The sequence below is a fragment of the Bacillus sp. PK6-16 genome (assembly GCF_056530295.1).
The window spans coordinates 1,397,897-1,409,472 of sequence record NZ_CP096511.1; the positions used below are offsets into that span (position 1 = coordinate 1,397,897).

General features: G+C 34.8%; 9 protein-coding genes. 5 read left to right on the plus strand and 4 right to left on the minus strand.

The annotated features are described in order from the left end of the window. Positions 1 to 44: 44 nt before the first annotated feature. A complete protein-coding gene (locus tag M1D66_RS07370; RefSeq protein ID WP_242555086.1) occupies positions 45 to 1,145 on the minus strand; it encodes an ABC transporter ATP-binding protein in 1,101 nt (366 codons plus the stop codon). Positions 1,146 to 1,407: 262 nt separating this feature from the next. Between M1D66_RS07370 and malL the strand changes: the two genes are divergently transcribed. Then, positions 1,408 to 3,084: an oligo-1,6-glucosidase gene (gene malL / locus M1D66_RS07375; RefSeq protein WP_242555087.1), complete on the plus strand. Its 1,677-nt coding sequence runs from the start codon at positions 1,408 to 1,410 to the stop codon at positions 3,082 to 3,084. 46 nt (positions 3,085 to 3,130) lie between these two features. Here malL and M1D66_RS07380 read toward each other — a convergent pair whose 3' ends face one another. Further along, the gene (locus M1D66_RS07380) at positions 3,131 to 4,891 is read right to left on the minus strand and encodes an alpha-glycosidase (RefSeq protein ID WP_000471782.1); all 1,761 of its coding nucleotides are present in this window, start codon (positions 4,889 to 4,891) and stop codon (positions 3,131 to 3,133) included. A gap of 323 nt (positions 4,892 to 5,214) precedes the next feature. On the opposite strand from M1D66_RS07380, the gene M1D66_RS07385 reads away from it, so the two are divergent. The 4 genes from M1D66_RS07385 (at position 5,215) to malR (ending at position 9,987) form a co-directional block, all read left to right on the plus strand. Further along, entirely contained in the window at positions 5,215 to 6,474 is a 1,260-nt protein-coding gene (locus tag M1D66_RS07385) for an extracellular solute-binding protein (protein WP_000709923.1), read from the plus strand. A 76-nt stretch (positions 6,475 to 6,550) separates the two neighbouring features. Further along, on the plus strand, positions 6,551 to 7,852 hold the full coding sequence (gene malC, locus M1D66_RS07390; RefSeq protein ID WP_086386180.1) for a maltosaccharide ABC transporter permease MalC: 1,302 nt from the start codon (positions 6,551 to 6,553) through the stop codon (positions 7,850 to 7,852). Further along, positions 7,853 to 8,695, plus strand: a complete 843-nt coding sequence (gene malD, locus M1D66_RS07395; protein WP_001022608.1) for a maltosaccharide ABC transporter permease MalD — start codon at positions 7,853 to 7,855, stop codon at positions 8,693 to 8,695. It begins immediately after the preceding gene. Positions 8,696 to 8,964: 269 nt separating this feature from the next. After that, positions 8,965 to 9,987: a maltose operon transcriptional repressor MalR gene (gene malR / locus M1D66_RS07400; protein WP_000219053.1), complete on the plus strand. Its 1,023-nt coding sequence runs from the start codon at positions 8,965 to 8,967 to the stop codon at positions 9,985 to 9,987. A gap of 13 nt (positions 9,988 to 10,000) precedes the next feature. On the opposite strand, the gene M1D66_RS07405 is transcribed toward malR, so the two are convergent. Both M1D66_RS07405 and M1D66_RS07410 read right to left on the minus strand, forming a co-directional pair. Next, positions 10,001 to 11,164 (minus strand): aminotransferase A, encoded by a 1,164-nt coding sequence (locus M1D66_RS07405; protein WP_000434578.1) that lies wholly within the window; start codon positions 11,162 to 11,164, stop codon positions 10,001 to 10,003. A 122-nt stretch (positions 11,165 to 11,286) separates the two neighbouring features. Beyond that, positions 11,287 to 11,487, minus strand: a complete 201-nt coding sequence (locus M1D66_RS07410; protein ID WP_000929280.1) for a hypothetical protein — start codon at positions 11,485 to 11,487, stop codon at positions 11,287 to 11,289. Positions 11,488 to 11,576 lie beyond the last annotated feature (89 nt).

Consider the following 11,576-nt stretch of genomic DNA (forward strand, 5'->3'; position numbering starts at 1 on the left):
ATATGTGGACGGTTTTTTGTATGTGTATAGTAAAGATAAATTTTTTAGCGAATACGTTGTTCATTTTGGTTATCAAAGAAATGCGCTTTATTCATATCAAATGCTAATTTAATTTGGTCACCAGGTGAAAACGTATGTCTTGCATCTACACGTGCCGCAAAATCTTGATTCCCAAGTTTCATATATAAAATGGATTCAGCACCTAATAACTCAGCGACTTCAATTTTTGTTGTGAAGGCAGTAGATTGTGAAGCTTCTAAAAATAGTAGTTCATCATGAATGTCCTCTGGACGAATACCTAAAACAATTTCCTTATTTACATAGCCTTGTTCACGTAGCATCTTCATTTTTCCTTCAGATACTTTAATTTTTATAGTATTGTCTATAACGAAATCGGTTTCAGTCAATTTACCACGGAAGAAGTTCATAGCTGGTGAGCCGATAAATCCACCCACGAAAATGTTTTCTGGTGTTTCATATACTTCTTTTGGAGTTCCAATTTGTTGGATTTTTCCATCCTTCATAACGACAAGACGCGAAGCCATAGTCATTGCTTCTGTTTGATCATGTGTTACATAAATTGTTGTTGTTCCAAGACGATGATGTAGCTTAGAAATTTCTGAGCGCATTGCAACACGGAGTTTAGCATCTAAGTTTGATAATGGTTCATCCATTAAGAAAACTTTTGCATCTCGAACGATTGCTCTACCTAAAGCAACACGTTGGCGCTGTCCACCTGATAATGCTTTCGGTTTTCTATCTAAATATTGTTCAAGTCCTAAAATTTTTGCTGCATCTTTCACACGACGATCGATTTCATCTTTTGGTATTTTTCGAAGTTTTAATCCAAATGCCATATTATCATATACACTCATATGTGGATAAAGAGCGTAGTTTTGGAATACCATAGCGATATCTCGATCTTTTGGAGGAACATCATTCATTAGTTTACCATCAATTGAAAACTCGCCTTTTGAAATATCTTCAAGTCCAGCTACCATTCGTAATGTTGTAGATTTTCCGCATCCAGAAGGACCGACAAATACAATAAATTCTTTATCTTGAATGTGTAAATTAAAATCAGTTACAGCTGTTACGTTATTATCATATATTTTATAAATGTTTTCTAATTTAAGTTCTGCCATGGTATTTCCCCCTAGAAATAATTATGCAAACGTTTTCTTTGAGTTCATTATAAACGAATAGATTCAAAAAATAAATAAAAAAATAAAACGTTTTCATTTATTGGAGATTTATTAGTGGTTTTCATATGTTTTCTTAGAAAAAGAACAATAAAAATTGTAAGCGCTATTTTAAATTGAGATAGAATCTGTTATCATTCATTAATGAAAACGTTTGCGCCTTAAAAAAGAGAAAAATGAATGATGAATGAAATGGGGTAGCATAATGGAAAAACAATGGTGGAAAGAAAGTGTAGTATATCAAATTTATCCTCGTAGCTTTATGGATAGTAATGGTGATGGTATAGGAGATCTTCAAGGGATTATTGCAAAGCTAGATTACTTAAAAGAGTTAGGGATTGATGTGATTTGGTTATCACCAGTCTATGAATCTCCAAATGATGATAATGGTTATGATATAAGCGATTATTGTAAAATTATGAACGAGTTCGGAACAATGGAAGATTGGGATGAGCTATTACATGAAATGCATGAACGTAATATGAAACTTATGATGGATTTAGTTGTTAATCATACTTCGGATGAACATAATTGGTTTATTGAATCACGTAAATCAAAAGATAATAAATATAGAGATTACTATATATGGCGCCCTGGAAAAGAAGGAAAAGAGCCGAATAACTGGGGAGCAGCGTTTAGTGGATCAGCATGGCAGTATGATGAAATGACAGATGAATATTATTTACATCTGTTTTCTAAAAAACAGCCAGATTTAAATTGGGATAATGAAAAGGTAAGACAAGATGTTTATGAAATGATGAAGTTTTGGTTAGAAAAAGGAATTGATGGCTTCCGTATGGATGTTATTAATTTTATTTCTAAAGAAGAGGGATTACCAGCTGTTGAAACAGAAGAAGAGGGGTATGTTTCAGGTCATAAGCATTTTATGAACGGTCCAAACATTCATAAATATTTACATGAAATGAATGAGGAAGTATTATCGCATTATGATATTATGACGGTTGGTGAAATGCCTGGTGTAACGACAGAAGAAGCGAAATTGTATACTGGAGAAGAACGAAAAGAATTGCAAATGGTATTCCAATTTGAACATATGGATTTAGATTCAGGAGAAGGTGGAAAGTGGGATGTAAAACCATGCTCACTTCTTACTTTAAAAGAGAATTTAACAAAGTGGCAAAAAGCATTAGAGCATACCGGATGGAATAGCCTTTATTGGAATAATCATGATCAGCCTCGCGTTGTATCTCGTTTTGGTAATGATGGAATGTATCGCATTGAATCAGCAAAAATGTTAGCGACAGTTCTTCATATGATGAAAGGAACGCCATATATTTATCAAGGAGAGGAAATCGGAATGACGAACGTTCGGTTCCAATCAATTGATGAATATCGAGATATTGAAACGTTAAATATGTATAAAGAAAAAGTGATAGACCATGGTGAAGATATAGAAAAAGTAATGGAATCTATTTATATAAAGGGTCGTGATAATGCTAGAACTCCGATGCAGTGGAATGATCAGAATCACGCTGGATTTACAAAAGGTGAACCTTGGATTACTGTAAATCCTAACTATAAAGAGATTAATGTGAAACAAGCAATCCAAGATGAAGGTTCAATTTTTTATTACTATAAGAAATTAATTGAACTACGCAAAAATAATGAAATAGTTGTGTATGGATCATATGATTTAATATTAGATAATGACCCTTCTATTTTTGCTTATGTAAGAACATATGGAGATGAAAAACTACTTGTCATTGCAAACTTTACTGCGGATGAAAGTGTATTTGAAATGCCTAAGGATATTAGTTATAGTGAATCAGAGTTATTTATACACAATTACGATGTAGAAATCGGATCAATAGATAACATTCCATTACGTCCGTATGAAGCGATAGTGTTCAAATTGAAATAAGAAAAAGCCTTATGCCACTTCAAACTTGGCATAAGGCTTTTTTGGATTACCATTTTAATATGGAGAATCCATATGGAGGAAGTGTAACTTGTAATACACTTGCTTCTGCTGAAAATTCTTCGTTTGTATAAATGTTAATTATTTTCTTACCAGTAACATGAAGAGGGAGTGAAACTGTAACTTCACTATTAGTAGGGTTTAAAACGAAAAAGATAGTTTCATCCTCATATGTTTTCGTATAAGAAATATAATTATGTTCATCATTTGCTTCGATGAATTGAAAAGTACCATGTCCTCCAAATGCTTTATGTTGTTTCCGTAATAAAATCAATGTTTGTATATGGGTAAATAATGCATGATCTTGTTCTTTAGTATCCCAAATCATACATTTACGGCAATCAGGGTCCATGCCGCCATCCATACCAATTTCATCTCCGTAATAAATACAAGGAGAGCCGATGAAAGAAAGATGGAATACATAGAGCAATTTCAACTTATTTTTATCTCCGTTGCATGTTGTTAAAATTCTTGGAGTATCATGGCTGTCTAATAAATGAAATGCTGCTTCATTTACATTCATAGAGTAGGAATGTAGAGATTCTGTAATTTGCTTCATGAATTCACTTGCTTTAATGGAATCGTTAGCAAAGTAAGAAAGTAGAGCGTTTGTAACAGGATAGCTCATGACAGCATCAAATTGATCGCCTTGTAGCCACGGAAGGGCATCGTGCCAAATTTCTCCCAAAATATATACTTCAGGATTTAGTGTCTTTATTTCAGTTCGGAATTCTCTCCAAAAGTTGTGATCGACTTCATTGGCGACATCAAGGCGCCAGCCATCTATATTGAATTCTCGTACCCAATAACGTCCTACTTCAAGTAAGTATTCTTTTACATCTGGATGAGCTGTATTTAATTTTGGCATATACGGTGTAAAGGCGAAAGTATCATAATTTGGAAGTGGTTCGGTTATAATCGGAAATTCATGAATGTGGAACCACTCTTTATATGCGGACTTCTCACCATTCTCTAGTACGTCTTGAAATTTCTCGAAAAAGTATCCACTATGATTAAACACAGCATCGAGCATTACTTTTATACCGTGCTTATGACATTCTTCAACGAGCTCTTTAAAAGTTTCTTTCGTCCCAAATTGTGGGTCAATTTCCATATAGTCAATTGTGTCATATTTATGGTTTGAATGAGCTTTGAAAATAGGTGTGAAATATATTCCGGAAATGCCAAGCTTAACAAGGTAATCAAGGTTTTGAATAACACCAGAAAAATCTCCGCCGAAAAAATTAGTTGGAGTTGGATTCGCACTTCCCCAAGGGAGGGTGTTTTCTGGATTCAGCGTACTATCGCCATTAGCGAATCGCTCAGGGAAAATCTGATACCAAATGGTGTCTTTAATCCAAGATGGTGCTTTGAATACATCATCTGCATGAATAAATGGAAAACAGAAAAAGTTACCAACATCATCATTTGGAATGCTAGAAAAGAATCCTCGCTCTGCATAAATAAGAGTGTCTGTTTCAGATTTTAATTCAAACCCATAACGTAAGCGCTTAAATTTTGGTTCGATTGAAATGGACCAATAATCAAATAATGCAGTAGAACCCGTTTTTTTCATGGGTGTACTTGCTGATATCCATTTCCCGTCTTTCCATTCGTAAGGATCACCGTAAATAAGATCGGCGCTTTGAATATCATCTCTCTTAGTACGTACTCGGATGTGAATTGTTTGTTCATCATAAGCGTATGCATAATTATCTTTCGGCCTATGATAAATGGCTTCTTTAAACATATAGAAAATCCCCCTTCAATATCTCTATACATAGTATTCCCTTAAGTGTAATAATAAAGCCTATATTGCAAACGATTGCCTTTCTCATAGCTTTAATATTGCTTATAAGAGTAGTATTCATTTCATATAAAGTCAATGTATAAAGAGTATAATGACATAATTTTTAAATTAATATTTGCAAAATGAATAAAAGAATGTATAATGATAGACAAATAGCGCAAACGTTTTCATAGATTGAGATATTGTTTGCGCTTCAATTAAACTATTAAATGCAAACGTTTTCAGTTACTGAGGTACATAGACAATTTAGGGAGGTTTTTGGGATGAAGAAAGCATTATCATTATTAACGGTTTCAGCATTATCTATTGGTATGTTATCTGCATGTGGACCGAAAGATTCAGGGAAAAAAGAGGAAAGTAAAGCGAAAAAAGACTATGATCTTCTTGTTTGGGAAGATGATAAAAAAGGTGTTGGTTTAGAACCAGCAGTGAAAAGCTTTGAGGAAAAATATAAAGTAAAAGTAAAAGTTGTTGAAATGCAAATGACAGATCAAGTGAAGAAGTTACGCCTTGATGGGCCAGCGGGGACTGGACCAGATGTTGTAACATTGCCACACGATCAAATCGGAAATGCAGTAACAGAAGGTTTACTTTCTGAAGTGAAAGCAGATGATGCTGTAAAGAGTAAATTTACTAATTCATCAATAGAAGCACAGACATATAATGGAAAATTATATGGTTTACCAAAAGCAATTGAGACACCAGTCTTTATTTACAATAAAAAACTAATGCCAAAAGCGCCAGAAACGATGGACGAGCTGTTTAACTTCTCAAAAGAATTTACGAAAGATGGCAAGTACGGATTTTTAGCATTAGGAGATAACTTCTACTTTGCTAATGCATTCATGGCAGGTATGGGCGGTTATGTATTTGGTGAAAAAGATGGAAAGCCAAATGCAAGTGATGTTGGATTAAATAATAGCGGAGCAGTACAAGGTGCTGAATATCTTCAAAAATGGTACAAGGAAAAATTATTCCCAAAAGGTATTATCGGTGAATCAGGTGGGCCTGCTGCTGATGGACTATTCAATGAAGGAAAAGCAGCTTCTATCATGAATGGCCCATGGGCGTTCCAAGCAATGGAAAAGAACGGGATTGATTATGGCGTTGCTCCAATGCCGAAATTACCAAATGGTCAACCAATGAAAACGTTTGTTGGGGTTAAAGGATGGCATGTAACAAGTTTCTCTAAACAAAATGATTTAGCTACAAAATTCACTGAGTGGGTAACAAATGAAGAAAACGCAAAAATTCGATTTGAGAAAACAAAAGAAATTCCTCCAGTAAAATCAGTAATGGAAGATCCAATTATTAAAGATAACGAAGCTGCAAAAGCAGTTGCAACGCAATCTGAAAATGGAATTCCAATGCCAAATATTCCAGAAATGCAAGAAGTTTGGAAACCAGCTGGAGATGCGCTTCAATTAGTTGTTACAGATAAAGAGGCACCAAAAGCGGCGCTTGATAGTGCAGTGAAACAAATTAAAGGTAATATTGAGGCAAATCATAACAAGAAAAAATAAGGTGAAATTCGTGCCTCGAATATGAGAGGCACGAATTCTCTCCCTTCCATGTAGGAAGAAAAAAGGGGGAAGGAACATGCAAACATCTATGGAACCAGCAAATGGGTTAAACCATTCAAAGCATAGGAAAATGGCAACCATGTTATCAATCATTCCAGGCGTGGGCCAAATATATAATAAACAATTTGTAAAAGGTCTTATTTTTCTAGTATTAACAGGTTCATTTATTGTAGCCTTTGCTGATTTATTAAATATGGGATTATGGGGTATTGTAACGCTTGGTACAGAAGTTCCACGTGACCATTCTGTTTTTCTATTAGTAGAAGGAATCTTGGCCCTTATCGTTATCGCTTTTGGGCTCGGCATATATGCATTTAACTTATATGATGCATACCAAAATGGAAAGAAACGTGATAGCGGAACACCGTTAAATTCTGTAAAAGAGCAATACCGTAATTTGTTAGATCAAGGTTTTCCTTATTTAATGGTTTCACCAGGTTTTCTACTACTTATCTTTGTGGTTGTATTTCCAATCATCTTCGTAATTTTAATTGGATTTACAAACTATGATTTATATCATTCTCCTCCAGCTAAATTAGTAGATTGGGTGGGCTTTAAAAACTTTATTGATATTTTCACTTTACCGATGTGGAGAGAGACATTTGTAAGTGTATTCTCTTGGACTGTCATTTGGACATTCGTTGCAACAACATTACAAGTTGCACTTGGTATTTTCTTAGCGATTATCGTAAATCAGCCCGGTATTAAAGGAAAGGCGATTATTCGAACAATCTTCATTTTACCGTGGGCGGTTCCAGCATTCGTATCTATTCTTGTTTTCTCTGGTATGTTTAATGAAACATTTGGAGCGATTAACAATCAAGTATTAGCTTTATTCGGAATTGAAAAGATTGCTTGGATGACAGATCCATTTTGGGCGAAGATTGCTTTAATTATGATTCAAACGTGGCTTGGGTTCCCGTTTATCTTTGCGATGACAACAGGTATACTGCAATCGATTCCGGGAGAATTATATGAAGCGGCTACAGTAGATGGAGCGACAGCTTGGCAACAGTTTCGCAAAATTACATTGCCACTTGTGTTATATGCAACAGCACCAATATTAATTACGCAATATACGTTTAACTTTAATAACTTTAGTATCATCTATCTATTTAACGGTGGAGGTCCTGCTGTAGCTGGACAAGACGCAGGTGGAACGGATATTTTAATTTCATGGATTTATAAGTTAACGATGACTTCAGCGCAGTATGGAAAAGCAGCAGCTCTTACAATGATATTATCGTTAATTGTTATTACAGTTGCGTTATGGCAATTTAAGAGAACAAAATCATTCCAAGAAGAGGATATGATGTAAATGAATATTAAAAGACAGAAGATGTTACGTCTCTCATTAAGTTATTTAGTTATTTTCGTAATGTGTGCCATCATTTTCTATCCGTTATTATGGATTATTGGCTCATCGTTTAATCCGGGTGATAGTTTATCTGGATCAAGTATTATTCCACAAAATGCAACGTTAGATCATTATCGTAAGTTATTAGATCTAGAGAATAGTAATTACTTACTATGGTATAAAAACACATTAAAAGTAAGTGTTTTAACGATGATTTTCTCAGTGTTAGCAATTAGCTTTACTGCTTATGCATTTTCGAGATATCGTTTTGTTGGAAGAAAAAATGGTTTATTAACATTTTTAATTCTGCAAATGATTCCAAACTTTGCAGCGTTAATTGCTTTATACGTATTAGCTCAATTAACAGGATTAATTGATACACACCTTGCATTAATTTTAATTTATGTAGGCGGGGCTATTCCGATGAATACATGGCTTATGAAAGGGTATTTTGATACGATTCCGAAAGAACTAGATGAATCAGCTCGAATGGATGGAGCAGGGCATTTTCGTATTTTTTGGCAAATCATTATGCCACTTGCAAAGCCAATCGTAGCGGTTGTAGCGTTATTTACTTTCATTGGTCCATTTACAGATTTCATTTTAGCGAGTATTATTTTGCGAACACCAGAAAATTATACTTTAGCAGTTGGATTATATGAAATGGTTGCGAAGAAATTCGGTAATGAATTTACAACGTTTGCAGCGGGTTCTGTGTTAATTGCGATCCCAATTTCAATTTTATTCCTATCACTACAAAAATACTTTATTTCTGGTTTAACAGCTGGAGGTACAAAAGGATGAAAAATGGGACATTACGTCCCATTTTTCTTTTCATCTCCCTATAAATAAGTTTATAGGGAGATGAAAAGAGATTTGACATCACATGTGAAAAGAAGTGAAATAAATAGTATATTATAGTATAGGAAAAAATAGCTATATCCCTTACAATACATGAAGAGGGAGAATAGGATTAGTTTTGCAAGATATAAGAAATGAAAGTTTATGACTTGCAATGAGTGCGAGATAAAATATATGAAAAATGGCAGAGAAATGAGAGGAGGGGGATTTTTATGACAGTTACAATTAAAGATGTGGCGAAGCAAGCGAATGTGGCACCATCAACAGTTTCTCGTGTAATTGCTGATAATCCAAGTATAAGTGAAAAGACAAAGCGCCGTGTTAGGAAAGTGATGAGTGAATTAGGGTATCATCCCAATTTAAATGCGAGAAATCTTGCGAACCAAACGACGAAAACACTTGGTCTTGTTATGCCAAGTTCTGCAAGTAAAGCTTTTCAAAATCCATTTTTCCCAGAAGTTATAAGAGGGATTAGTTCATTTGCACACGTAGAAGGTTATGCGCTTTACATGTCGACAGGTGAAACGGAAGAAGAAATTTTTAATGGTGTCGTAAAGATGGTACAGGGACGCCAAATTGGTGGCATTATTCTTTTATATTCAAGGGAGAATGATCGGATTATTCAATATTTACATGAACAAAATTTCCCGTTTGTTTTAATAGGAAAACCATATGATCGAAAAGATGAAATTACATATGTAGATAATGACAATTATACAGCTGCAAGAGAAGTGGCAGAATATTTAATTTCATTAGGGCATAAGCAAATCGCGTTCATTGGTGGTGGATCAGATTTACTTGTAACGAGAGATCGTTTAGCTGGTATGAGTGATGCCTTGAAATTAGCAGACATTGTATTACCAAAAGAATATATTTTACATTTTGATTTTTCGAGGGAAAGTGGTCAACAAGCTGTTGAGGAATTAATGGGACTGCAGCAACCGCCAACGGCAATTATGGCAACGGATGACTTAATTGGACTTGGTGTGTTAAGTGCTCTTTCTAAAAAAGGATTCGTTGTACCGAAAGATGTTTCTATTGTAAGCTTTAATAATGCTTTATTATCAGAAATTGCGAGCCCTCCACTTTCGACAGTTGATGTGAATATTTATCAGCTAGGATATGAGGCAGCAAAAGCTTTAGTTGATAAAGTAGAGAATGCCGAATCCACTGCAAAGTGTATCATTATTCCTCATAAATTACTAAAACGTCAAACTTGTGATCATTATGCATAAAAAAGCTAAGAGTTTAACTCTTAGCTTTTTTCATTAGAAAGGCTTCTAATCGGTCGCAGCCTTCTTTTAAAGTTTCGATACTATACGCATAGGACAAGCGAAGGTAGCCTTCACCGTATTCAGAGAATGCTGTTCCAGGAACTACAGCTAGTCCCGCTTCTTTGACAAGATCAAGTGCAAAATCAAATGATGAAGATGTCAAATGACCAACATATGGGAATAAGTAAAATGCACCTGTTGGCTTTTCAACTGTTAATCCCATTTGAGTGAGTCTATTATATACGTAATCACGGCGTTTTTTATATTGGTGGCGCATCATTTTTGGTGCGTCTTTAGCTGCTGTTAATGCTTCAATTGCAGCGTATTGAGCGATTGAAGTAGCACACGTTACATTGTATTGATGAACTTTTAATATGTGTCCTGCTAAATAGCTTGGTGCAAATAAAAGTCCAACACGCCAGCCAGTCATAGAATGTGATTTAGATAAACCGTTAATGACAATTGTCTTTTCACGCATTTCTGGGAAATGTGCGATAGATGTATGCTTTTGTTCATATACAAGCTCGCTATAAATTTCATCTGAAAGGACGAAAATATTTTTATCTTTTAAAACATCTACAATATCTTTTAATTCTTCTGTGGATAAAGTTACACCAGTTGGATTAGAAGGATACGGTAGTACGATACATCTTGTTTTTTCTGTAATAGCATTTTTAAGCGCTTCAGCTGTTAAACGAAATCCAGTTTCACGAACATCTACAAAAATAGGCGTTGCACCGCATAATCGAATAATGGGTTCGTAACCTGGATAAATAGGAGCAGGTAAAATTACTTCTGTTCCTGGCTCTAAAATCGTTCGGAATGCAACATCAATTGCTTCGCTAGCACCGATTGTAACGATGGTTTCGTTTTCAGGTGAGTAATGTAAATCGTAGTTATCTTTTACGAAGTTACAAGCTGCCTTACGTAATTCTAGTAAACCAGCGTTATGTGTATAGCTTGTATAGTTTTCTGTAATAGCCCGTTTTGCCGCTTCTTTCACGAGAGAAGGTGTAGGGAAATCGGGTTGTCCAATTGTTAAAGAAATCAAATTATCATAGTTTTGAATCATGTTAGAGAATTGACGGATTCCAGAAATTTGGATATCCTTCACTCTAGGGTTAATGAATTGTTCCATTGTATCTCCCTTTCTTCCGTTTGAAAATTAAGTTCATTTTATCATATTTTCTATGATTACGCTTTGTATATGTTATTTAGAAAGAGAGAGAAAAGAGAAAAAAAGCCGCTATAAGCGACTTTTTAATATCCGTATTCCCAATCTATTTCATCTTCATTCCAGAGTACAGAGGATACCTTGCCAAGGTGAACAACTGATTCGTTCACAGCACATGTGCAGTTTTCTTCTCCCGCTTTATGCTGTAACTCTTCATATACTGATTTTTCAACATTTTCTAGAACAACCAAATTTTCTTCTTTTAAAACAAGCGTAGTACCCGCCATATTTATCTTCCTCCTACTAAAGTAATGATCACTTATTTGTAAACATAGATAGTATGGATTATATGCTGTATTTTGCTATAGTTGTCCGT

Coding starts and splice junctions, on each gene's coding strand:
- M1D66_RS07380 (WP_000471782.1), bottom strand. CDS start 4,891: ATGTTTAAAGAAGCCATTTATCATAGGCCGAAAGATAATTATGCATAC.
- M1D66_RS07385 (WP_000709923.1), top strand. CDS start 5,215: ATGAAGAAAGCATTATCATTATTAACGGTTTCAGCATTATCTATTGGT.
- M1D66_RS07370 (WP_242555086.1), bottom strand. CDS start 1,145: ATGGCAGAACTTAAATTAGAAAACATTTATAAAATATATGATAATAAC.
- malD (WP_001022608.1), top strand. CDS start 7,853: ATGAATATTAAAAGACAGAAGATGTTACGTCTCTCATTAAGTTATTTA.
- M1D66_RS07405 (WP_000434578.1), bottom strand. CDS start 11,164: ATGGAACAATTCATTAACCCTAGAGTGAAGGATATCCAAATTTCTGGA.
- malC (WP_086386180.1), top strand. CDS start 6,551: ATGCAAACATCTATGGAACCAGCAAATGGGTTAAACCATTCAAAGCAT.
- malL (WP_242555087.1), top strand. CDS start 1,408: ATGGAAAAACAATGGTGGAAAGAAAGTGTAGTATATCAAATTTATCCT.
- malR (WP_000219053.1), top strand. CDS start 8,965: ATGACAGTTACAATTAAAGATGTGGCGAAGCAAGCGAATGTGGCACCA.
- M1D66_RS07410 (WP_000929280.1), bottom strand. CDS start 11,487: ATGGCGGGTACTACGCTTGTTTTAAAAGAAGAAAATTTGGTTGTTCTA.